Source organism: Acinetobacter sp. BIGb0196, assembly GCF_011759595.1.
In the GTDB taxonomy this organism is placed as follows: Bacteria; Pseudomonadota; Gammaproteobacteria; order Pseudomonadales; family Moraxellaceae; genus Acinetobacter; species Acinetobacter guillouiae.
On record NZ_JAAOZA010000002.1, the window covers coordinates 771,381 to 793,432 of the forward strand.

Here is a 22,052-nt window from a genome sequence, read left to right on the forward strand (position 1 = left end):
ATCATTCAAAAAATCATTTCTTAAGGTAATGACTTTGTATAAAGCCATATAAAATGCACAATCAGTGCCAAATTCGCTAAAGAGTTTAACAAGTCGAAGAAAAAAAAGGCAAAAAAAACGACCCAAATGGATCGTATTTTTTAAGAAAACTAAAATTATTTAATTTTAGCTTCTTTGAAGATTACGTGTTGACGGATTTTTGGATCAAATTTTTTGATTTCCATTTTTTCCGGCATAGTACGTTTGTTCTTAGTAGTGGTATAGAAATAACCTGTACCAGCAGTAGAAACTAAGCGAATTTTATCACGCATGGTTCAGACTCCTTAGATCTTTTGACCTTGAGCACGAAGGTCAGCAACAACCTTTTCAATGCCCAATTTGTCGATAATACGCATACCTTTAGTGGTTAGACGAAGACGTACAAAACGTTTTTCGCTTTCTAACCAGAAACGGTGGTGATGCAGGTTCGGCTCGAACCGGCGTTTAGTTTTGTTGTTGGCGTGTGAGACGTTGTTACCAACGACTGGACGCTTGCCGGTAACTTGGCAAACCTTAGACATGGTGTAACTCCATTGATTTAGCCAACAGCAAATCTGTATGGCCAGTCAAAATAAAACGGATTGAATTCATTCAAGGGGCGTTTTATACCAAAATTCCGCTTAAAAGACAAGCGGAATTCGTCAAAACGCAACATGATCTAATTTGATAGATCATGCCTTGATCAGTTAGCGTAAGAAAGTTTTCTCTAAAATCTTATTTAGGGCTTTGTCATAAGGCGCTAATATGAATTTTAAGCTAAATAGCTTAGGAATAGACATTACTGAACGCTCATGTGATAAACCAAAGAAACCTTCTGGGCCATGATATTTGCCCATGCCAGATGCACCAACGCCACCAAATGGTAAATCGTCTTGTGCAACATGGGTAACTACGGCATTTTGACCGAAATGCCCAGAATGGGTACGTTGAGAAACGTATTCTGCGCGGGCATTGTCAAAGTCGAAATAGTATAAAGCAAGTGGACGCGGTCTGCCATTAATAAAGTCAATTACATCGTCAATTTGATCATATTCCATAATTGGAAGCACTGGACCAAAGATTTCATTCTTCATAATGTCCATTGTAGGTAGAACACCTGTTAAGAATGTTGGGGCAATTTTACGTACACTCGCTAATTCTTCATTTTGAGGATTGATTTCAATCAACTCAGCGCCTTGTTGACGTGCATCCTCTAAATAACCTTGAACACGGTTGTACTGCTTATCGTTGATGATGCTGGTGTAATCTTGATTATCACGAATCGTCGGGTACATTGTTGTTGCAGCTTGTTTAAAGCTTTCAATAAACTCGGCAGTTTTTCCTCTAGGTAGGAACATATAGTCTGGTGCTACACAGGTTTGACCAGAGTTCCACAATTTACCAAAAGCAATACGTTCAGCGACCAGATTGAGATCGCTTGAAGGGTGTACGATTACAGGTGATTTACCACCAAGCTCAAGAATAACAGGCACTAGATTTTCGGCAGCAGCGGACATCACGGTTTTACCGACATTGGTAGAGCCAGTAAAAATGATTTTATCGAATGCTAAATGTGAAAATGCATCGGAAATTTGACCACCGCCATTGACCACGGCAACCAATTCTTGTGGAAATGCTTCTGAGAGTGCATTTTCAAGTACGAAGCCAAAATTAGAAGATGAACTTGAAATTTTGAGTATTGCGTGATTTCCAGCAGCCAGTGCACAAATCAGTGGGCCAACAGAAAGCAATAATGGATAGTTCCATGGTGCAATAATTCCAATCACACCTAAAGGCTGATATTGCACCCAAGCTTTGGCTGGTTGGTGTAAGATAGACACATGGCGCTTAGATGGTTTCATCCATGCTGTTAAATGCTTGCTATAATATTTAATTTGTTCTAAACATGTGAGTAGTTCACCAATTTTAGTTTCGCTGATTGAACGATTGCCGTAGTCTTGATTGATTGCTTCTGCAAATTGATCTTGGTATTTTACCAGAACTTTCTTTAAGCGAGCTAAACGTTCAATACGTTCCTTTGCTGTAGGAACAGGGTAGCGTTGATAAGCGACTTTCTGTTGTTCAAGAATGTCATGCATACGTTGAACTTCAGGTGAGTAAGAAGTCATTGAATTTGTTTTTGTATGACTGTTCATGACAAACACCATTTACGAATAGGTTAATATAATATAATTTTTAGAGTAAATACTCTAAATAGTCAAGTCACTTTATGTTAGCTTGTGCTAACGGTTAAAAATGGTAATAGGATGTCGAGCTCCAAAACTTTGAAAACGAAAGACCGAATTTTGCAGATTAGTCTGCAACTTTTTAATGAGCGCGGCGAACGTGCAGTTACAACGAATCATATTGCAGCAGAGCTTGGGATCAGTCCTGGAAATTTGTATTATCATTTTCGAAACAAACAAGAAATCATCAAAGAATTGATGGAACAATACCAAAAAGAAACTTTAGATATGCTGTCATTACCCGATGACCGTGGAGTCAATGCGAATGATAAAATCCGTTATTTCCAAGTTTTAAGCAGTCAGCTATGGGAATATCGCTTTCTACATCGTGATGTTTATCATTTAATTGAAAATAATGACGACTTTAGAAAAATTTATCCTCGCTTTGCTGGCAAGGTGATGCAACAAGGGCAAAAAATTTATCATGCCTTTGTTGAAGCAGGGCTGATGCAGATGACACCTTCTGAAATTGAAGCACTCATCATCAATATTTGGATTGTCCTGACCAACTGGACCAACTTCCTATATATGTCTGGGCATTTAAGTGATTCCAACCATTTAGATGAAAAATGGATTTGGCAAGCATTGCGCCAGATGGTGTTTTTAGAAGGTCCTTATTTACGTGGTGAAAGTCGTGAAACCTATGAACGTTTGCTAGAAAGCTTCGGTTCTTCGGAATTATTTGCCAGTTTATCTGCGGTAAAACGCGATTGATGCTGAATCAAGATTGAAAGCTGATGAAAAAGCGTTAAAATATTCGGCTGTTTTTTAAATTAACTTATAAGTGATATCCATCAACATGAACATGACTACTGCCAACACAGCACGTCTACTGATTACTTGTGAAGACAAGCCAGGAATCGTGCAAGCTGTATCGAGCTTTTTGTATCATCAGGGCGCGAACATTACTGCGCTTGATCAATACGCAACTGAAGCTCAGGGCGGGCGTTATTTTATGCGTGTTGAGTTTGAACTTGATCATTTGCAATCCCGTCGTGAGAGTCTCATTCAAACTTTCGCAACCAATGTGGCTGAACGTTATAGTATGCATTGGCGTTTAGCTTTGGTGAGCGACATTAAAAAAGTCGGTATCTTGGTGTCTAAAGTTGACCATGCTTTGCTTGAGTTGTTGTGGCGTCATTCGCGTGGTGGCTTACCTTGTGAAATTACCCAAGTGGTTTCAAACCATGAAGACTTACGCGAATCAGTAGAAAACTTTGGTATCCCTTTCTATGTGGTTCCTGTCAACAAAGAAAATAAACGTGAAGCCTATACAAAGATCGATGAGTTAATGCAAGGGAATGATTTATTGGTTCTCGCGCGTTATATGCAAATTCTCGATGAAGAGTTTGTACAAAAGTGGGAAATGAAAGTGATCAATATTCATCACTCATTTTTACCTGCTTTTGTGGGGGCAAATCCATATAAACAGGCTTATGAAAAAGGCGTTAAATTGATTGGGGCAACAGCGCATTATGTGACTGCTGATCTGGATCAAGGCCCAATCATTGAGCAAGATGTAGAACGAGTAAACCACGATTTTACTGTGGATCAACTGCGTGAATTAGGCCAAGATGTTGAACGTAACGTACTTGCTAGAGCGGTCAAATGGCATCTAGAAGACCGTATTATTGTCGATGGCAATAAGACTGTTGTTTTTCAATAACATGTGAATATTCATTTAATATGAGTAGTAAAAAAGGATGCTTTATGCATCCTTTTTTTATTTTTAATTTGTAAAATCGATTAAAAACATTGAAAAACCAGTTGCAAATGAAAACACTTCTCATTTATCATTGTTGCACTTTAATTGTTCTATCCGATGAGCTTAATCTACAAACTGAATAATTTTTTGTAGTTTGCTCAATTTTAGGTATTTAGATTCTTATGAGTCAGTCTTCCATTGCACCACTTCAAACGCCACCACCGATGAAGAAAAAAGTCCTTGCTGCAGTGTTAGCAGTTGTTGTCGGGCACGTAGGTGTGTTGTGGGGGGTAAGTCATATGAAACCATTTGAACTGCCTCAAATAAAGAAAGAACCTTTAAAAATCAAATTTTTAAAGTTAAAAGAAGATGTTCCACCGCCGCCACCTCCTCCATCTGAACCCATCAAACCTAAAGTTCAACCGAAACCTATAGAGAAGAAAGTTGAGCCTAAACCCGTGGTAAAGCCAAAAATCATTGAGCAGAAAAAACCTGTAGAAAATGATGATCGGGCAAGAAAGCTTGAAGAACAAAAGCGTTTAGAAGAGCAACAGAAGCAGGATAAGGCACGTCAAGATGAGCAAAAACGTCAAGATGATCAGAAGCGTGCGGAACAGCAGAAACGTGAACAAGATGAACGTGATCGTCAAAAACGTGAGCAAGATGAGCGCGATCGTCAACGTCGTGATCAAGAGCAAAGAAACACGCCGCGTAATGTAAATGAAGGTCAGGTGTCTTGGAGTCGTAGTCCACGTATCGCAAAAGAGCAATTACTTAAACTGATGTCTCCAGAAGATGGAACAAAAGTTGTGAATCTAGAAATTACTGCGGATGCGGGCGGAAATATTACCAATGTTCGTATTCTTCAATCTAGTGGTAATTCAAGTTTAGATAGTTATGTTGTTAAGCAGACTCAATCTGCAAAATTTAAAGCTTATAGAGAAAATGGTGCGGGTGTACCATTTAAAATTAGGCAAGATTTTGCATTGTCGGTCTCTAAAAAGTAAATAATTTTTTTAAGAATTAGGAAATGTGCATATGAACTTTTCAGTTTATTGGCAACATGCTGATGCGGTCAGTAAGACACTGTATTTCGTGTTATTGGCAATGTCTATTGCAACGTGGACTGTGTTCATTTTGCGTATTCTAGGCACGCGTCAACTCAAGCAGGTTGCTCAGGATCACCTTGCTCAGGCTTTAAAAGCATTAAAAGCCAAGCTTGCGCCATTAAGCTTTGACCAACGTAAAGCAGTTGCAGAACAAGCGTTACTACGTCAAATCTCAGCAGAAAAGGCCAATGCTGAAAAAGGTGTTTCAGTTTTAGGAACGATTGCTTCACTTGCACCATTTGTTGGTTTATTTGGTACGGTATGGGGAATCTTCCACGCACTTGTTGCTGTAGGTAAAAGTGGTCAAGCAGGTTTAGCTCAAGTTGCAACGCCAGTTGGTGAGGCACTGATCATGACTGGTCTAGGTCTTGCTGTTGCGATTCCAGCGGTATTGGCATATAACATTTGCGTACGTTTTAACCGTACATTGTCAAATGAGTTGCAAGATCAAGCACATGGTTTGTTAATTGATACGATGTTACAACAAGATTCTTCAACGCAAAAAGTTGAATCTGAATCTACCAGTAAAGGTTTAGTTGGAGGTCAAGCTTAATGGCTTTTCAATTGGGAGAAGACAACGATTCTGGCATGAATGAGATGAATCTCATTCCGCTGATCGATATTATGTTGGTATTGATGATCATCTTCTTGGTGACAGCCACCGTTGCTAACCCATCGATACCATTAACTTTACCAAAGACCACTGCTGAAGTAATCGCGCCTCCACCTGAAGCAATTACCATCAGTATCAATCAGAATGGCGATGTGGCTTGGAATGATAAAGTCATCACTTTAGATGAATTGGCTAAACGATTTGATGAAGAAGGTCAAAAGCCAGTAAAACCAGCTGTACAGTTGAGAGCGGATAAAGAATCTCGCTATGATACCGTTGCACAAGTGATGTCTCGTGCAAGTGAAGCAGGATTAAATGATCTTGCCTTTATGAGTGATAATTAATTTAAATAATTACAAATATTTTAAAACCTCCTTTTAAGGAGGTTTTTTTATGTTGATATTTTGGCTATTGGGTTACTTCACTTTTGTTATATAAAGTGAAGTATTTTCAGTGATCTTATTCTTTTAAAAGATCTTGAAATTGGCTATGAAGTTTGAGTAATTTTGGTGGAATGGCAAAATTACAATAACCTTGCGCAGGATTACGGGCAAAGAAGTTTTGATGATATTCTTCGGCAGGATGGAAGGTGGGTGCTGGACTGAGTTCAGTCACAATATTTAAACCATCTGCTTTAAGCTGCTCAATAAATTGTTCAGATTCAAGTTTTTGCTGTTCATTGAAGTAATAAATCACCGAACGATATTGTGTTCCAATATCATTGCCTTGGCGGTTTAATGTAGTTGGATCATGAATTGCAAAAAAAACCGTGAGTAATTGTTGATAATTGATTTGCTGTTCATCAAATTCAATCAAAATCACTTCAGCATGATTGGTATCCCCATTACAAATTGCTTCATAAGTTGGATTGGGAGTATGCCCGCCAGCATAACCACTGACTACGTGATTGACACCTTTGAGCTGTAAAAATACGGCTTCGGTACACCAAAAGCAGCCACCACCAAATAGAGCCTGTTGCATGTGAAGATCCCTTTATTTTTAAATTATGGAAAAGACGAAACGATGCCAAAGATCATATCGTGAACTTGCTTAGTTTGTCATATAACCATTTAAGCATAGGTACAATACCTGTTTGATTCACTAAACAGATCTGTTTAAATTGTTGCAAAATTTTAAAAGTGCAATCTATTCGAATTGCTGTAAAAACTTAAGCTTTTCCATTTAAGGTGAACCAAAAGACATTCAATAGAATGCCTTCTATATTCATGAGAATTTATTCGTCATCTAATAAATCCATTTGTTTTGCAATTTGATAGAGGTTATTTGAACGATTACCTGTACGACAAAACATGAGTACTGGTTTTGGAAGCTCGTTAAAGCGGTTGGCAAAGCTTCTGACATCAACTTCTGTGATTTGACCAGCAACGACAGGTAGAAATACATAGTCCAAACCTGCAGCACGTGCAGCTTCTTCAATTTGAGCACTTGTAGGCTGTTCTGTTCCGCCTTCCATATCAGGACGATTATTCATTATAGACTTAAAGCCTTTTTCTGCCACTTGAGCAATATGTTCTGGACCAATTTGACCAGCAAAACCAACATTTTCACTCATTTCGTCACTCCTATATGATTTAAAATCCAATATGCTATATATAATAGCATTAAGCTCAGAACTGAGTTTGAACGATAAAAGATTTATAAAAGAAATATCTATAAAAGATAACGCAATGGAGTGTGTATGTACGCATATACAGTTGAACCACTATATATCCCCATTGGACAAGAAGTCATAGCGGCAGATTTTTATCGACCTAAAAATCTAAAAAAACCTGCTGTTATTATTATGGCTCATGGATTTGCATGTTTAAGACAATTTAAGTTGGTGAACTATGCGCAAAAAATTGCACAGGCAGGCTATGCGGTTGTGCTGTTTGATTATCGTTTTTGGGGAGGAAGTACAGGCTTTCCTCGTGAACTGATTTCATTGCAGAATCAGTTGGATGATTGGAAAACCGTGGTCAGTTATGTCGCAACACAAAAGAAAATTAATCCAAAAAAAATAGCGCTTTGGGGGACCTCTTTGAGTGGAGGCTATGTACTTAGTCTTGCAAGTGAGCTAAAGAGTGTCCAAGCTATTATGGTGCAAGTGCCTTATGTGGATGGGGCAGAAACTGCAAAATTGTTTCCAATTCAACAGTTACCCAAGGCATTAAAAATATCCAGTCAAGATTATATGGGGGCAAAAGTTGGTATGCTTCCACGAACCTTACCTGTGGTACATCCCTTTGATTTATGTTTTATTCCGACCAAAGATAGTTATAACGGCTATATGTCGATTGTAAATCCAGACTACTTTTGGAGTGGTGAAGTTCCGGCACGGGTATTTTTTAATTTAATCCGTTTTAGACCAATTCAGACTGTCAGAAGTATTAATATTCCTGTGCTATTTATTGCGGCTAAAAAAGACAGTTTTATCCCCATTGAATCTAGCCGAGAAACGGCAACAAATATTGCACCTTTTGTGCAATATCATGAATGGGATATGGCACATTTTGATATTTATCATGGGAAATGGTTGGAAAAATCAATTTTGACCCAATTAGAGTTTTTACATCAACATATTGGAGTGAGCTAGATGATTATTGTATGCCCATCATGTGGCGCAAAAAACCGAGTTCCCGAAGATAAACTAAATGCTCAACCCACTTGTGGTCAATGTCATCAAAATTTGATTGCACTTGCTCCTATTGAGTTAAATGAACAAAATTTCAGTAACTTTGTCAGTCATAGTGATTTGCCAATTATGATTGATTTATGGGCAGAGTGGTGTGGCCCATGCAAAATGATGGCACCGCATTTTGCTGAAGTTGCAAAAAATAACCCCCATGTGGTTTTTGCTAAAATTGATACTGAAGCGAATCCACGGTTAAGTAGTGCATTTAATATTCGCAGTATCCCAACCTTGGTTTTAATGAATAAAACCACGGAAGTTGCTAGAATAAGTGGTGCGTTACGTGCTAACCAATTACAAGAATGGTTAGATCAACAATTGAATGCCCATAAGTAATTCACGGGCTCGGAGTTATTGTGTCAGATTCTCATGTAAAACCTGAAGGTACACTGTCTTTACAAACCATCGCAATGCCAGCAGATACAAACTGGAGTGGTGATGTTTTTGGTGGTTGGATTGTTTCACAAATGGATTTGGCTGGTGCAATTCATGCAGAACGCTTTAGTAAAGGGCGTTGTGCAACGATTTCGATTAATCAGATGACTTTTCTTGTTCCCGTAAAAGTGGGGGATGTGATCAGTTGTTATACCAAGCTTTTAAAGGTCGGTAATACATCGATTCAAATGCAGATCGAAGTTTGGGATAGTCATGACAGTTCTCGTGCTGCCAAACGTGTGACTGCAGGTGTATTTACTTTTGTTGCTGTAGATGTTGCGGGAAATAAACGCCAAATTCCTGAAGATGTAAAGCAGAAGTATTTAGCGTCGCAAAGTGCTTAAATGCTCAAGATAAAAAATCCCAACATTGTTTGGGATTTTTTATGGAATAGGTGCTTAGATCGTTTGATTTAAATACTGTGTTAAAACATGGTATTGCTGTTGGCGCTTGATTCTGGAACAGCTTGCTGTACATCCCAGTGTTCAATAATTTTTCCATTTTCGACTCTAAAGATATCGACAATTGCAACACCACGATCTTGTGGATTTTGAGCTGAATGAACGTGTAAAAATACTAAATTTCCTTCTGCGACAGCACGTTTGATTACACTTTTTGCTTCAGGATTTTTTTGGAAATACTGGGTAAAGTGATTTACAAAGGGCGCTTTACCATCTGGAACACGCGGGTTGTGCTGAATATATTGGTCACCAATATAACGATCTGCATATGCTTTAACTTGATGCTTTTGAAATACACCTTCATAAAAATCAGTCACAATGGCTTTATTTTGTTGCGCTTGTTGGGTGGTTGAATTCGCTGCTAATGTGTTGCCCGTTGCAGTAGTAGCAACGTGATTTGGATTTTGGGCACATGCAGTGAGAAACAAAATAGGGCTTAGAATGAGGCTGAGTACAATAATTTTTCTTGGCGTAGCTGATCGCATGGTTATTCTCTATAGTTCAAATCTCAATAGTTCAAGATGGTGGTGGAAATAACACCATCTTGATGAGTAAATAAGCATGAATATAGTGAATAATCGTCACTCATTATTTGTACTTTGGTAAATTTTATACTTACTGAGCAGTAAGTTTTATTTACATTTGCAGATTTGTATTTATTTCTTTTTTAGGCGTTCTTTTGACACCCAAGCCCACACCATTTGGCATTCTACAGGCTCTTTTCCAGACTCATCCATAATGGTGACTGGAACCAGCGTTTCACCTTTTTCAGAGCTTTGCATTTCTAAAATTTGTTCTTTGCTCAATGTCGCTGTTGCTGTCATATCACCTTTAGATGGTCGTTTATATTCAATATGCATGCTTTTGATCAAGACAATTGAACTATCAGGAACATTCATACCTGTGACAAAGCCTGTTGCTGTTTCAGCAATCAACGCCATTGCAACAGCGTGTAATTGTCCAATATGGTTTTGCATGGCACGGTGGTTTTTAATTTCCACCACAACTTTTGAATGGCTGACTTCTAGGTACTTAATATTGGCTGTGCCCACCATAGGCACAACTCGACCAAACGCCTTACTCCAGAGCGTACTACGAATGCCTTTAGGGAATTTAGAAGTCGCTTTCACAAGTTTAGATAAACGGTTGGTCTGAGTCATGTCTTAACCTATAGTGTTGCTAAAGACCTTAGTCTTTGAAGTTATTAAATTGTAAAGGTACACCGAATTGTTGTTCTTTTAAAAATGCCATAACTTGCTGTAATGTATCGCGCTTTTTATCAGTTACACGTATCTTGTCACCTTGGATAGAAGATTGCACTTTGACGCCACTTTCTTTAATGGCTTTATTAATTTTTTTTGCGGTATCTGAGTCAAGTCCATCTTTAAGCTTGATCACTTGCACAATATTTTTACCTGAAGCCGTCATTTTTTGTGGATCAAGGGCTTGAATATCGATTTTACGTTTAAAGAAATGATTTTCAAGCATGCTATAGACTTGTTCACACTGGAAATCACTTTCAGTTGAAATTTTAATTTCTTTGGCTTTTTCATTAATTTCGATTGAAACGTCCTGACCACGGAAGTCAAAGCGTGTTGCAATTTCTTTTTGTGTGTTTTGAACAGCATGATTTACTTCAAAAATCTCTAATTCTGAAACAATATCGAAAGATGGCATAGTTTAGACCTTTACAAATGGAAAGAATATCTGAGATGCTAGGGATGTTTTCTTCATTTGCCAAGTGTTGTTTACATCAAAGGAGTGCACAATGATCCGTAAATTAGAAATTACAACATTTGAGTTCCCAGAAAATGCAGTTATCTGGGATGTTCGTGATGCAAAAGCCTTTGCCGAAGGCCATGTAAAAGGGGCTGTAAATCAGCCTATAGATGGTTTAAGTGCTGAGAGCTTGACTCAAGTGAATTCGGATCAGTCCATTTACATTTTATGTGGTGGTGGAAGTAAAGCGCCTCGAGCTGCTGAAAAATTAGAGAGTTTAGATGATTCTCGTGATTACGTTGTACTTATGGGGGGAACACGTGCAGCACGTGATGCAGGTCTCCCATTAGAACAGGGTTCATAAAAAAGCGCCGAAAGGCGCTTTTTTATTACGATAATCAATAAAAAAGAATCATGATTGAATCGGTTTAAAATAAGGTTTTTTGGCTTTTACTTTCTTTTGAAAGCGGTTTGGATTTAATTTTTGCAATAAATTTTGGGGAATCGGGCAAGCTTGATTAAGGACCAAAGCCACCAAGATTTCACTACACAAGGGCGCAAATAAAAAACCTTTAGAGCCAAGCCCAGAAAATGTATAAATCTCTTTCTCAGCTTCAACTTTTCCCAGTAATGGAAAATAGTCCAGACTTTGGGCTCGTACAGAAGCACGCCCGTGCCATTCATCTACTTTGCAGAGTGATTCTGCGTATTGTGGAAACACACTGTGGATAAGTTCATAGTTATGCACATGGTCTTCAAGCAAAACTTCAGTGTCATCACGATTGGGATAAAAAGAAGCACCTAAAATCAAATGCTGCTCATCAAGCTGCATGCAGTAGCCACCATAACTGTAAGCATATTGCGGATCTAATCGGTGTTTAACATTGTTGAGCCAACTGACTTGTCCACGGATCGGTTTGAGTATCGGGAACTGATCAAAAAAAGCATGGCTTTCCTTGGCACAACATACAATCACATGATTAAAATCACCAAGATCTGTGTGCTGGCTATTTTGTAGTGTTAATTGATGATGATTCGATTGAACAATACTATGAATGTGAGCATGTTTAAATTGAATCAGCGGATGTTCAAGAATTTGGTCTTTGAGTTGCTGGGGATAAATTGAACCCGCTTGAGTGAGCTGTAAGCTCTCTAGCGTGGTTTGTAGCTCTAAATCATCGGCTGTTTGAGTTTTGAGTAAATCTTGAGGATATTGCGCTGCTAAACCCAGTAAATGTTCAGCATTTTTTTGTGCTAATTGTTGAACCGCAATAGCACGAAAAGCCTGAAATTTTGGATAGTGCTGTAGGGCATGTTGCCAAGCCAAGGTCATTAAATGTTCCGAACTTTGCTCGATAGGGCATAGTTTCGGATTTAATAAGGCCAGAGGATTACCAGAAGCACCTGCTAAAGGCGCTGATTGGTCGTAAATCGTAACTTGATGTCCTCTTTGGGCAAATCCCCATGCGCAGCTTAAACCTGCAATTCCAGCACCAATGATGGCAATGTGGCGTTGATTTAAATTATTTTGATTTTTCCCTATTTTTTTTTGAATGTTTTGCGCTGCAAGGTCCATTGACTGAGATTGATTTTCTTCGGCTGCTTGTTCAGGCGCATTCCAAATGGCTTTTAGCATTTCACGTTTATGACCAAAACCGCGCGGACGTGAAATAGTGATTCCATGCTGTTTTAGACCCCGTTTAAGCACACCTGCCACGCTAAATGAGGCAAAAGTTGTTCCAAAATCTGACAGTCTGACAATATTGTTTAAAACTTTGTCTTCCCACATGTCTGGATTACAAGAAGGGGCAAATCCATCTAAAAACCATGCGTTAACTTGTTGGGCTTTTATCATTGCTGGAAATACATCATGTGCATCACCTAACCACAGATCAATTGAAAAACGCGCTTCTGGAAAGTTTAAACGGTGACAACCAGCGATGGGCAATGGATAGTGTTGAATCAACTGATCAGAAAATTGTTGAAGTTCAGTCCAGACCTTTAACGCACGGGTTAAATCCTGTTTAGACAAGGGGAACTTCTCTATACTGATCACATGTAGGTGGCTATGATTATCTGGACGAACATTGTGCCAAAGTTGCCACAATGCCAAAATATTTAATCCTGTACCAAAGCCAGTTTCACCAACACAGAAATATTCAAAATCATCTAAATCTGCAAGTCGTGTTGAAAGATCATTACCATTCAAAAATACGTGTCGGGTTTCAAGTAACCCGTTGTCTTTAGAAAAATAGACATCACCAAATTGTTTGGAAATTGGAACTTCAATTCCATCAATACATTGCCAGTCTAAATCGGCAGTTTGAATGGCATTTGACAAAGCAGATTACCTTTTGATAATTAAAATGAAAAAACCTGACATTTCGCAGTATCAGGTTATAGCGTGAAACTTTCTAAGTGCAAAGTCAAAGCAGTGGGCTTACCACTGACGACGACGTTTGGTATAGATATAGCTTGCGATTAAAAAGCCAAGTAAAACACCAACAGCAATGGTCGCAGCACCATATAAGAACATTTGCGCACTTTGTTCACTTTGTAGAACTTGAACTTGTACACCCAGATTGTCATTTTTGAGTTGTAATTCTTGGTTCTGTGAAAGGGCTTCTAAATTGGCCTTTTCAAGTTGCTGTAAACGTGTTGCTTGGTCTTTAACCAAAGCTTTAGCTTTGGCATCTTGAGACGCTTTTTCTTTGCTAATTTGTTCAGCCGTTAAAGGTTTGTTTTCTTGTGCTTGCGCCTGTGTTTGGGTGCTGGAATTTGCACCTGCTACAGCAGGAATAATACTCGGTTTTGGCGGTGCAACAGGTTGGGCCGCCTGAGTAGGCGCTGCCGTCGTTGCTTGAGTCGCTGAAGATTGAGTAGTCTCAGCCGATACAACAGGTGATAAAAGTACAAAAGAACTTAAAGTCAGGCTAAGTAAGCTTTGGACGACAACGCGCATTATGTTATCCCTTAGGCAATGCTTTATTGAATGGTTTAACATCAATATGACTATAAATCCCTTCTTTTAAGAAAGGTTCGTCTTTTAACCATTCATCCAAAGCTTCACGGCTGTCAAAATCGAGAATTAAAGTACTGCCATAAAAACCTGCTTGTGGATTTTCACGATCAATCGGCATCGCGCCAGCCACGATGACACGGCCTTCAGCATCTAACTTCTCGAGTCGAGCTAAATGTTGTGGGCGTACAGCAAGACGTTTTTCTACTGTACCTGCTTGATCTGTACACGTAATTACAAATAATGGCATGATATTTCTCGATTTTCTAAAACACTTTATTCGTCAGTGGATCTAAGGTGTTTTCGTAATATAACAAATTGGGCTATCATAAAGGAAATCATCAGTATCATGTCACCAAATACTGTAAATTCCCCCCAATATTTTCCATCCATAAAAATAAATGCAAAGAAAATATGTAATAAAGCTGTTGTGATAAATAAGCCTGCCCAAGCAAAATTGAGTTTTAGCCATCCATTTGGTGTTAGATCTAATATTGGATCTAATAAACGTTGAATGAGAGGCTTTTTATCTTTGGCAAAATATGGTGAACCGATCAAAATTGTCGCAAATACAAAATTAATAAGAATTGCTTTTAATTTAATATAAGTTGCATCTCTTAATGCAAGCGTAATGCCTCCCATCACGATTGTTATTAATAAGATAATCCACTGTTGTTTTTCAAGTTTAAATTTTTGATGGATAAACAACCCACCATAAATAATGATCATAGATAGAACTAAACCAGTAGTTGCAACTAATATGTCATTGTTATTTGTTCCACCCGTATAATCTATTAATTGTAATAGCGGGTGATGACTATCTTTAGGATCAACCGTTTTAAGTAAATAGTAAAAAATAATGAGGGGCACAAAGTCTAAAAGTGCTTTCATGTTAAAGTATCTAGTCTGTTCAGGTTGATGGGATAGTATAAAAGATGCAAGGCATAGATTTACATACTCACAGTAATATTTCTGATGGGACTCTGACGCCAGAGTTATTGGTTCAAGCTGCCATCGAGAAAAGCATACATACACTTGCATTGACGGACCACGATAGCATGGATGGCTTAATACAAGCTGAACAATTTGCAAAAAATCAACCAATTCAAATCATTTCAGGTGTAGAAATCTCTAGTCAATGGTCCAGACCTGAGACTAAAAAAAGTTATGGTGTGCATATTGTTGCGCTCAATATGCAAAATCCTGAACCATTACAACAGCTTTTAACGCAACAGAAGAAAATTCGTGCTGAGCGAGCCAAGCAAATCTGTGATCTGTTAATTCCTTTGATTCATCAGGATATTTATGCAGAAGTTGTGGCAAAGGTGGATGGTAAACCTGATCGGATTACTCGGACGCATATTGCCAAGACGCTTGTAGAAAAGGGTTTTGTTCAGCGCGCACAGCAGGCATTTGATAAATACATTAAGGAAGGTAAAAAAGCCTATGTAAAATTTGATGGTTTAGGTTTGGCAGAAACCATTCAGGTGATTCATGAAAGTCAAGGTTTTGCAGTATTGGCACACCCAACACGTTATGATCTATCAGCAACAAATACCCGTTATTTAATTGAAATCTTTGCACAATATGGTGGTGATGCTGTTGAGCTTCCACCCGCAATGGAACCCGCTTCAACACGACAAATGGTTGATCGAATGATTGCTGAATATGGTTTAAAAGTCTCTGTGGGGAGTGATTTTCATGGTGATAATATGCCTTGGATTAAATTAGGCAATATTCCACGCGTCAAAGAAGGGCAAGTAGGGATTTGGGAGAGTTTCCGATAATACACCGTGATGATGTATTCAAATACTTAGATTTTCGAATGAGATCTGTTTTTGAAAGGCATCTCATTTGAATGAAACAAAAAATCCCTCTAGAGCAGAGGGATTTGGGGTTGATTATAAAATCAACTTTCTTTAACAGTATAAGGGTTTTCAAAGCCTAGTTTTTTCAAGATTTCAATTTCGAGTGCTTCCATTTCTTCAGCATCATCATCAGAAGTTTCATGGTCATAACCCATTAAATGTAAGGTGCCATGAACCAGCATATGAGTGAAATGCTCAATCGGTGTCTTTTGTTGTTCAATCGACTCTTGTAAAACCACGGGGATGCAAATGACTAAATCACCGATGGGTAATGCATCGAGCATGGGTAAAACTTCTTCTGGAATTTCACTTGGAAAAGACAATACATTGGTGGGTTTGTCTTTTTCACGATATTCAAAATTTAATTTGTGACTTTCATCTTCATCAACACACGCAATTCCGATTTCACAATCTTGGTCTACATCAATATGACGTAGTGTTGTTTCAATGACTTTTTTTACATAGACACGTTTGAGCACCAATTCTGGTGCTTCAAACGCTTGTTGTAACGATAAGCTAAGTTTCAAAAACAGTCCTTAAACATTTTCCTGATTTGCAGCAGTATGTTCTTCATGTTGAGCATCTGCGGCAGAATCATTTTCAGAAATTAAGGCTTCTTGACGTGCTTTACGTTCTGCACGTGCTTCAGCACTTAAACGGTATTGTTCACTGTCCCATCCTTCATAAGCCTCTACAATTTTTTGTACCAGCTGGTGACGAACGACATCACGGGAATGGAAGCGAGTGATGTGAATTTCTTTGATCTTTTCGATAATACGCAATGCGTGAGCAAGACCAGACTGTTGCCCGCGTGGTAAATCGACCTGTGTAATATCCCCGGTGATCACTGCACGAGAACCAAAACCTAAACGGGTCAAAAACATCTTCATCTGTTCAGGGGTGGTGTTTTGTGCTTCATCGAGAATTACAAAGGAATGATTTAATGTACGACCACGCATATAAGCAAGTGGTGCAACTTCAATCACTTGGCGCTCAATCAGTTTTGCAACTTTTTCAAAACCAAGCATTTCATACAACGCATCATATAGCGGGCGTAGATATGGGTCGATCTTTTGGCTTAAATCACCCGGCAAGAAACCAAGTTTTTCTCCAGCTTCAACAGCAGGGCGAACCAAAAGGATACGTTGAATTTCATTACGTTCTAGCATATCTACCGCAGCAGCGACTGCAAGATAGGTTTTACCTGTACCTGCAGGGCCGATTCCGAAAGAAATATCACTTTGTAGAATACGTTGTACATAACGTTTTTGATTGGCACCACGAGGGTTGATTCGACCTTTACGCGTTTGCAACCAGACATCATCTAAACCGGTATGCTCATTGTCTGAAAGGTCGTCTTGTAACTCACGGTCAGTTTGGCTGCCTTGAATCATCAAATGAATCGTATCAGCACTGATTTGCTGAGAGAGTTCAGCTTCTGCATGCAAACGCTGCAATAAACCTTCAGCTCTCTCAACTGCTTCTAAATCACCATCGATATAGAAGTTATCGTTGCGATGAGAAATGTTGACATTTAAACGTTGTTCGATTTGTTTCAGATGACCGTTATAAGCACCTAACATGCTTTTTAAACGTTCAACTGAAATACCTGGAAAAGCTACTGTACGTCGAATCGCTGCAGTCAAGAGATATCCTTTTTTAAAGTAAAGTCTATACCCTTACATTACGCCACGTCAGGCTCAAGATTCAAGAGTTCTCCATAAACTAAATTTAGGGTCTTAATCTCTGTAACCTCAATCTCTGCAAAGCGTCCGACCCAAGAGGCGTCACCTACAAATGTTACTAAACGTGTATTGTCAGCTGTACCGACCAATAAATTTGGATCTTTATTAGAAACATTTTCAACCAGTACACGTTGAATGGTCCCTAACATCGCATCGGTTTTACGAATACTTGATTGCTTAATCCAGTGTTGAACTTTGGCTAAACGTTCTTTCTTGACTGCATCAGAGGTGTCATCAGGTAATTCAGACGCTGGTGTGCCAGGACGTTTTGAATAAACAAAACTATAAGAATGATCAAAGTCTAAATCTTGGATAAACTGATAGGTTTCTTCAAAATGTACATCAGTTTCACCAGGGAAGCCGATGATGAAATCTGAAGATAAATGCATATCTGGACGAGCTTTACGCAGTTTGGCAATCTTTTCGATATAGACATCAATGGTGTGGTTACGCTTCATCGCTTGTAACACATCATTTGAGCCACTTTGTACTGGTAAATGCAGATGTGAAACCATTTGTGGTAGGTCACGGTAGCATTGAATTAAATCTTCATTAAATTCGAGCGGATGTGAGGTTGTATAACGTAAACGACCGATTCCTGGAATTTCTGCAACCAGACGTAATAAATCTGCAAAGGTACAAATTTCACCTTCAAAAGTTTCACCACGGTAGCCATTTACATTTTGTCCTAAAAGGCTAATTTCACGAACGCCTTTTTCAGCCAAACCAGCGATTTCTGCCAAGACATCATCCAAAGGACGAGAAACTTCTTCACCACGAGTATAGGGAACCACACAGAAAGAACAGTACTTTGAACAACCTTCCATGATTGAAACAAACGCTTTGTAACCTTCAACACGCGGTTCAGGTAAAAAGTCGAATTTTTCAATGTCAGGGAATGAAATATCTACGAGTTTAATTTTGTCTTTTTTCGGTTTTTCGATTTGCTCAACATGCTGATCCAGCATTTGCGGTAAACGGTGCAAGGTTTGAGGGCCAAAAACCATATCGACATACGGTGCACGTTTTTGAATGTTGTCGCCTTCTTGAGAAGCAACACATCCACCAACACCGATGACGAGATCAGGATTTTTTTCTTTTAATTTGCGCCAGCGACCCAACTCAGAAAATACTTTTTCTTGGGCTTTTTCTCGAATTGAGCAGGTATTCATTAACAGGATATCTGCGTCACTTGGATCTTTGGTTAAAATATAACCGTGTGAGTCGCCTAAAAGATCTGCCATACGATGACTGTCATACTCATTCATCTGACACCCTTGCGTTTCGATATACAGTTTTTTTACTGCACCGTCGGCTGGGGTGTGCTGTGGCTGGGTTACAGTGTTTTCTGAGGCAGCTTTGGCACCATTGGGAATGAAGGTTTGAACCGTCATGGAGGCGTCTTTCCTATGAATAAAGGGAATTTTGAATGTGTACTAAGCCTGCTATTTTAACAGACTCATAAAAGGCGCGCCATTTTATAGCATTTAGAGTGAACTCAGGAAAATATTTAGCGGCTATTGCCATTTATTGGATTGTAGGGCATTGAAAATGAAAATTATGAAGAAAAAATAGAGAACAATATTAATGATGAATCATAAGGTTACATAACACAACAGTAGAAATGGATTAGAATAATTAAACTAGGCACAAATAAGTGCATCAGTATGTTAAAGGCACATCATGCAGGTTGAGAGAAAAACGGTGTTAAAGCAGCAACTTAAGCAAAATAAATTAAAACTTTACCTTTTAGGAACAGTTGCATGTACAAGCCTGCAAGTGGCTCATGCTGCTGAAGAGCAGTTTAATGATGCTTTACGCAATGCAAATAATCCAAGTGCTTTAGAACAATATCGTTCTTCAATGCAAAATGATGCTTTGGGCTATTATCCTGAGTATTGGTCACTGAATTCAAATCTCGCCTTTCAACCTTCTGCAAATATTATTAGCTTTGCGCAACGTTATCCTCAATCAGCGATGGCGGAAAAGTTGGCTGCGGATTATGTCGAAGAGAAGGTTAAACAAGCAGATTACGCCAGCGCGCAACCTGTATTGCAATATGTCTCTAATCCAGATCAAGCAGAACGTTGTGCTGTTGCTCAAGTTCGTGCGAAAACTGGTGACGTTTTGGTCTATGCTGAATTTAAAGATGTTTGGTTGGCAACCAACTCTCAACCTGAATCATGCAATGGTTTAGGCCGCATGATGCTTAGTAGCCCACTCATGACCGCACAAGATCGCCAACAACGATTATATGCACAACTGAGAGCCGGGCAGTCTGGTCTAGCCATCGCTACCGCACAAACGATTGGCGTTAATTTATCGTTAACCCAATTGAACCAAATCCAAGCCAATCCATTAAATTATTTATGGTCTGCACCCAAAAACAATGTAGAAGATTATGCTTATTTGGTTTATGCACTGGGTCGTGCAGCAGATACGGATTTAACCAGCGCTTTACAGTCAGTACCAAAGTTGGTTCAGGGTGTACCAGCGGATGTGCAAAAATATATTTATCGTACTGTCGGTTATATCGGCGGAACGACCGTTATGAAAAATAATTTTAATCGTGAAGTACTGCAAAATTTTGATGCAAGCTATGGTGTGCCTTTCAGTGCAGAAGAAGCAGAAGTTTATGCACGACAAGCCATTCGATTTGGGGCTTGGGAAAGTGTGATTCGTGCAATAGACAGTATGAGCGTGACACAAAAGCAAGAAGACCGTTGGCAATATTGGTTGGCGCGTGCTTCAGAACAACGCAATGATGCACAATCTAAAAGAACTGCCAAAGATATCTATCAACGATTGGCAATGTCGGGTGATGATTATCATAATCTGCTTGCCAAAGATCATTTGGGGCAAAAGTATAATGATAGCCCTGCCAGAGAACAGCCTTCAACTGATGACCAACAACGCTTAAATAGCGATATTCATTTCCGTCGTGCATTTACTTTACGAAATATTAATGCGCCTGCAACTTATACCAATAGGGAATGGAACTGGGCGGTACGTCAGGCATACTTAAAACATGATGATGGGTTGCTGCTTGCTGCGGCAAAACGTGCAACTGATATGGGCTGGTATGATCGTGCAATTTATGCGGCAGAACGTACTGAGAAAAAACATAACTATGTTTATCGTTATGCAACACCTCATCAGTCGTTGGTGGTGAGTCATAGCCGTAATGCGGGTATTGATCCTGCTTGGGCCTATGGTTTAATGCGCCAAGAAAGCCGTTTTGTGACTGCTGCTCGCTCACATGTTGGTGCAGGTGGTTTGATGCAAATCATGCCAGGCACTGCAAAGTTGGTGGCAAAACAAATGGGTGAAACTTATAATCCTGCTGCGCTCAGTGATGCCAATACCAATATTCGCTATGGTACTTTCTATCTGTCGATGATTCATGGTCAATTAAGCAGTAATCCTGTCTTGGCAACAGCAGGGTATAATGCTGGGCCAAATCGCGCGAAACGTTGGCAGCCAGATTATCAAAATCTTTCAGCAGATCAATATACAGAATCTATTCCTCTGAATGAAACACGTGACTATGTAAAAAATGTGATGACCAATGCAGCACATTATGGAATCTTGTTGGGACAAGGGCCTCAAGCGATTGAAAGTCGTATGCCTGTTATTCCAACCCGTGTTTCACAATAAAACTATTTGGACTTGGATGAAACTTTGTTGGTAAATCAATGATTTTCAAAATTTTGCGTAAATTGAAACAATCTTGCTTAGCATGGAGCTTATGCTTTGCGGGATTGTTTGGGCTCAATGTGCAGTTACATGCTGCACCGCAATTACAAGGCTATGTCATGCAAGTCCAGTTGACACCTGCTGTCTGTGCACTTGATTCTTCAAAACAAAAGCAACGCAAATGTCTCGAAGGTTATTCATTGACAATCACAGGTCTGTTGCCTGAAACGACAGAGCGGAATTGCACCACCAATACATCTGCAAGTTTGACCCCTTTACAAGCTAAGGTGGTTGCACGGGTAATGCCTGAGGAAAATGCACGTATTCAGTTGTGGCGTAGCGTGGGTGGCTGTGTTCCAATGAACGCGAGTCAATATTTTAGAACTGTGATTAATTTAGCAGATCGTTTGAAAATTCCTGCAGATTTAACCAGCTCTGAAAACAAGAATGTGCAACATAATGCGTTAAAAACTCAATTTGTTAGATTAAACCCGGGAATGAATAACGACAGTATCCGTTTTACTTGTCAAAGTTCATCATCAAACCCAGTGTTAACCGAGGTTCAAGTGTGTTATCGGGTCAATGGTCAGTATAAACAATGTTCAAATCACATTGTTTCAAACTGCCCAAATACATTCTCGATCAAAGGGACTTATTAGTTCTTCTGAGGAATTTTATTTATATTTCCTATCATACTTTTGTTGAAAAGCATTCTCTTTTACATGC

At 39.1% G+C, this 22,052-nt stretch carries 27 protein-coding genes; 12 read left to right on the forward strand and 15 right to left on the reverse strand.

Features of this window, described 5'->3' with window-relative positions; genetic code table 11:
* Positions 1-155 precede the first annotated feature (155 nt).
* From rpmG to FHR28_RS16425, 3 genes are all read right to left on the reverse strand, one after another.
* On the reverse strand, positions 156-311 hold the full coding sequence (gene rpmG, locus FHR28_RS16415) for a 50S ribosomal protein L33 (RefSeq protein ID WP_003654787.1): 156 nt from the start codon (positions 309-311) through the stop codon (positions 156-158).
* A 12-nt stretch (positions 312-323) separates the two neighbouring features.
* Positions 324-560 (reverse strand): 50S ribosomal protein L28, encoded by a 237-nt coding sequence (rpmB, locus tag FHR28_RS16420; protein ID WP_000048256.1) that lies wholly within the window; start codon positions 558-560, stop codon positions 324-326.
* A gap of 165 nt (positions 561-725) precedes the next feature.
* On the reverse strand, positions 726-2,174 hold the full coding sequence (locus FHR28_RS16425; protein WP_016539261.1) for a coniferyl aldehyde dehydrogenase: 1,449 nt from the start codon (positions 2,172-2,174) through the stop codon (positions 726-728).
* A gap of 111 nt (positions 2,175-2,285) precedes the next feature.
* Here FHR28_RS16425 and FHR28_RS16430 point away from each other — a divergent pair, with 111 nt between their 5' ends.
* The 5 genes from FHR28_RS16430 (at position 2,286) to FHR28_RS16450 (ending at position 6,035) form a co-directional block, all read left to right on the forward strand.
* Positions 2,286-2,978, forward strand: coding sequence for a TetR/AcrR family transcriptional regulator (locus FHR28_RS16430; RefSeq protein ID WP_034611676.1), 693 nt, complete (start codon positions 2,286-2,288; stop codon positions 2,976-2,978).
* Positions 2,979-3,063: 85 nt separating this feature from the next.
* On the forward strand, positions 3,064-3,930 hold the full coding sequence (purU, locus tag FHR28_RS16435) for a formyltetrahydrofolate deformylase (RefSeq protein WP_016539263.1): 867 nt from the start codon (positions 3,064-3,066) through the stop codon (positions 3,928-3,930).
* A 221-nt stretch (positions 3,931-4,151) separates the two neighbouring features.
* A complete protein-coding gene (locus FHR28_RS16440; protein WP_004818828.1) occupies positions 4,152-4,976 on the forward strand; it encodes an energy transducer TonB family protein in 825 nt (274 codons plus the stop codon).
* Between the two features lie 31 nt (positions 4,977-5,007).
* Positions 5,008-5,631: a MotA/TolQ/ExbB proton channel family protein gene (locus FHR28_RS16445; RefSeq protein ID WP_004717997.1), complete on the forward strand. Its 624-nt coding sequence runs from the start codon at positions 5,008-5,010 to the stop codon at positions 5,629-5,631.
* A complete protein-coding gene (locus FHR28_RS16450) occupies positions 5,631-6,035 on the forward strand; it encodes an ExbD/TolR family protein (protein ID WP_004717995.1) in 405 nt (134 codons plus the stop codon). Before FHR28_RS16445 ends, FHR28_RS16450 begins: the two co-directional genes overlap by 1 nt.
* Positions 6,036-6,150: 115 nt before the next feature.
* Here FHR28_RS16450 and msrA read toward each other — a convergent pair whose 3' ends face one another.
* A complete protein-coding gene (msrA, locus tag FHR28_RS16455) occupies positions 6,151-6,672 on the reverse strand; it encodes a peptide-methionine (S)-S-oxide reductase MsrA (protein ID WP_004717992.1) in 522 nt (173 codons plus the stop codon).
* A gap of 253 nt (positions 6,673-6,925) precedes the next feature.
* Entirely contained in the window at positions 6,926-7,264 is a 339-nt protein-coding gene (locus FHR28_RS16460; RefSeq protein ID WP_056516927.1) for a TIGR01244 family sulfur transferase, read from the reverse strand.
* Between the two features lie 126 nt (positions 7,265-7,390).
* Between FHR28_RS16460 and FHR28_RS16465 the strand changes: the two genes are divergently transcribed.
* The 3 genes from FHR28_RS16465 to FHR28_RS16475 all read left to right on the forward strand — a co-directional run bounded on the left by FHR28_RS16465 (position 7,391) and on the right by FHR28_RS16475 (position 9,162).
* The gene (locus FHR28_RS16465; RefSeq protein ID WP_056516930.1) at positions 7,391-8,287 is read left to right on the forward strand and encodes an alpha/beta hydrolase; all 897 of its coding nucleotides are present in this window, start codon (positions 7,391-7,393) and stop codon (positions 8,285-8,287) included.
* Positions 8,288-8,719 carry a thioredoxin TrxC gene (gene trxC, locus FHR28_RS16470; protein ID WP_056516933.1) on the forward strand — a complete coding sequence of 144 codons (432 nt, stop codon included), beginning with the start codon at positions 8,288-8,290 and terminating at the stop codon, positions 8,717-8,719.
* 74 nt (positions 8,720-8,793) lie between these two features.
* Positions 8,794-9,162 (forward strand): acyl-CoA thioesterase, encoded by a 369-nt coding sequence (locus FHR28_RS16475; protein WP_154130156.1) that lies wholly within the window; start codon positions 8,794-8,796, stop codon positions 9,160-9,162.
* An 80-nt stretch (positions 9,163-9,242) separates the two neighbouring features.
* On the opposite strand, the gene FHR28_RS16480 is transcribed toward FHR28_RS16475, so the two are convergent.
* The 3 genes from FHR28_RS16480 to FHR28_RS16490 all read right to left on the reverse strand — a co-directional run bounded on the left by FHR28_RS16480 (position 9,243) and on the right by FHR28_RS16490 (position 10,956).
* Positions 9,243-9,764, reverse strand: coding sequence for a nuclear transport factor 2 family protein (locus FHR28_RS16480; protein ID WP_056516936.1), 522 nt, complete (start codon positions 9,762-9,764; stop codon positions 9,243-9,245).
* A 171-nt stretch (positions 9,765-9,935) separates the two neighbouring features.
* Positions 9,936-10,439, reverse strand: coding sequence for a DUF4442 domain-containing protein (locus FHR28_RS16485; protein WP_004717985.1), 504 nt, complete (start codon positions 10,437-10,439; stop codon positions 9,936-9,938).
* A 28-nt stretch (positions 10,440-10,467) separates the two neighbouring features.
* Positions 10,468-10,956 carry a YajQ family cyclic di-GMP-binding protein gene (locus tag FHR28_RS16490; protein WP_004717983.1) on the reverse strand — a complete coding sequence of 163 codons (489 nt, stop codon included), beginning with the start codon at positions 10,954-10,956 and terminating at the stop codon, positions 10,468-10,470.
* A gap of 91 nt (positions 10,957-11,047) precedes the next feature.
* Here FHR28_RS16490 and FHR28_RS16495 point away from each other — a divergent pair, with 91 nt between their 5' ends.
* Complete coding sequence (locus FHR28_RS16495; RefSeq protein WP_004717980.1) at positions 11,048-11,362, forward strand: rhodanese-like domain-containing protein; 315 nt, start codon at positions 11,048-11,050, stop codon at positions 11,360-11,362.
* Between the two features lie 48 nt (positions 11,363-11,410).
* Here FHR28_RS16495 and mnmC read toward each other — a convergent pair whose 3' ends face one another.
* The 4 genes from mnmC to FHR28_RS16515 all read right to left on the reverse strand — a co-directional run bounded on the left by mnmC (position 11,411) and on the right by FHR28_RS16515 (position 14,908).
* Positions 11,411-13,339 carry an FAD-dependent 5-carboxymethylaminomethyl-2-thiouridine(34) oxidoreductase MnmC gene (gene mnmC, locus FHR28_RS16500; protein WP_166783085.1) on the reverse strand — a complete coding sequence of 643 codons (1,929 nt, stop codon included), beginning with the start codon at positions 13,337-13,339 and terminating at the stop codon, positions 11,411-11,413.
* A gap of 99 nt (positions 13,340-13,438) precedes the next feature.
* On the reverse strand, positions 13,439-13,960 hold the full coding sequence (locus FHR28_RS16505; RefSeq protein ID WP_166783086.1) for a hypothetical protein: 522 nt from the start codon (positions 13,958-13,960) through the stop codon (positions 13,439-13,441).
* A gap of 4 nt (positions 13,961-13,964) precedes the next feature.
* Positions 13,965-14,267, reverse strand: coding sequence for a YciI family protein (locus FHR28_RS16510; protein ID WP_004717974.1), 303 nt, complete (start codon positions 14,265-14,267; stop codon positions 13,965-13,967).
* Between the two features lie 26 nt (positions 14,268-14,293).
* Positions 14,294-14,908: a septation protein IspZ gene (locus FHR28_RS16515; RefSeq protein ID WP_056516945.1), complete on the reverse strand. Its 615-nt coding sequence runs from the start codon at positions 14,906-14,908 to the stop codon at positions 14,294-14,296.
* A gap of 44 nt (positions 14,909-14,952) precedes the next feature.
* Between FHR28_RS16515 and FHR28_RS16520 the strand changes: the two genes are divergently transcribed.
* Positions 14,953-15,804 (forward strand): PHP domain-containing protein, encoded by an 852-nt coding sequence (locus FHR28_RS16520; RefSeq protein ID WP_166783087.1) that lies wholly within the window; start codon positions 14,953-14,955, stop codon positions 15,802-15,804.
* 122 nt (positions 15,805-15,926) lie between these two features.
* Here the strand turns inward: FHR28_RS16520 and ybeY are convergent, their stop codons facing one another.
* From ybeY to miaB, 3 genes are read right to left on the reverse strand one after another with little or no spacing between them, the layout of a single operon-like run.
* A complete protein-coding gene (gene ybeY / locus FHR28_RS16525) occupies positions 15,927-16,412 on the reverse strand; it encodes an rRNA maturation RNase YbeY (protein ID WP_004818840.1) in 486 nt (161 codons plus the stop codon).
* 9 nt (positions 16,413-16,421) lie between these two features.
* Entirely contained in the window at positions 16,422-17,531 is a 1,110-nt protein-coding gene (locus FHR28_RS16530) for a PhoH family protein (RefSeq protein ID WP_004717967.1), read from the reverse strand.
* 38 nt (positions 17,532-17,569) lie between these two features.
* Positions 17,570-19,024, reverse strand: coding sequence for a tRNA (N6-isopentenyl adenosine(37)-C2)-methylthiotransferase MiaB (miaB, locus tag FHR28_RS16535; RefSeq protein ID WP_151956784.1), 1,455 nt, complete (start codon positions 19,022-19,024; stop codon positions 17,570-17,572).
* A gap of 289 nt (positions 19,025-19,313) precedes the next feature.
* Here miaB and FHR28_RS16540 point away from each other — a divergent pair, with 289 nt between their 5' ends.
* The gene (locus FHR28_RS16540; RefSeq protein ID WP_151801732.1) at positions 19,314-21,287 is read left to right on the forward strand and encodes a lytic transglycosylase domain-containing protein; all 1,974 of its coding nucleotides are present in this window, start codon (positions 19,314-19,316) and stop codon (positions 21,285-21,287) included.
* A gap of 38 nt (positions 21,288-21,325) precedes the next feature.
* Positions 21,326-21,985, forward strand: a complete 660-nt coding sequence (locus FHR28_RS16545) for a ribonuclease T2 family protein (protein WP_004717962.1) — start codon at positions 21,326-21,328, stop codon at positions 21,983-21,985.
* Positions 21,986-22,052: the final 67 nt, after the last annotated feature.